This window comes from Marinococcus halophilus (assembly GCF_002265875.1).
Taxonomy (GTDB): domain Bacteria; phylum Bacillota; class Bacilli; order Bacillales; family Marinococcaceae; genus Marinococcus; species Marinococcus halophilus.
Window position 1 is genome coordinate 1 of the sequence record NZ_NPFA01000056.1, and the last position, 537, is coordinate 537.

General features: G+C 40.0%; 2 protein-coding genes. Both read right to left on the reverse strand.

Going from position 1 to position 537, the window contains the following annotated elements:
* Positions 1 to 132 (reverse strand): cold-shock protein (locus CHL76_RS16730; protein WP_094909025.1); only part of this gene is annotated, 132 nt, incomplete at its 3' end.
* A gap of 241 nt (positions 133 to 373) precedes the next feature.
* Positions 374 to 537 (reverse strand): cold-shock protein (locus tag CHL76_RS16735; RefSeq protein ID WP_094909179.1); only part of this gene is annotated, 164 nt, incomplete at its 5' end.

A 537-nucleotide genomic window follows, 5' to 3' on the forward strand; every position in this document is an offset into this window, starting at 1 on the left:
TCCTTCTTCTAAGGTTTTAAAGCCTTCTTCCTGGATAGCGGAGAAGTGAACGAAAACGTCGTCTGCGCCTTCGCGCTCGATGAAGCCAAAACCTTTTTCTGCGTTAAACCACTTAACTGTACCTTGTTCCATAAAAATAATCCTCCTGCGTGCCCTGTGGCACAAATAATACTTATCTTGCAAACCGCATAGTTCCAAGTTCAGAAGCTAAAACCCTAAGCTTGTTCAAACTAACGGATCAAAATAGTAAATTCATTGTATCATGTCACCCAAATTATAGCAACAAACTTTAATATTTAATTATAAAAAGGGTAGTTTTTTTGAAAAGAAAAAGCTGCTCTCTAATTTAAGAGAGCAACTGGATATGACTTAATTAGTTTTTAGTGACATTTGCAGCTTGTGGGCCGCGGTCGCCTTCTACTATTTCGAATTCTACCGTTTGTCCTTCTTCTAAGGTTTTAAAGCCTTCTTCCTGGATAGCGGAGAAGTGAACGAAAACGTCGTCTGCGCCTTCGCGCTCGATGAAGCCAAAACCTT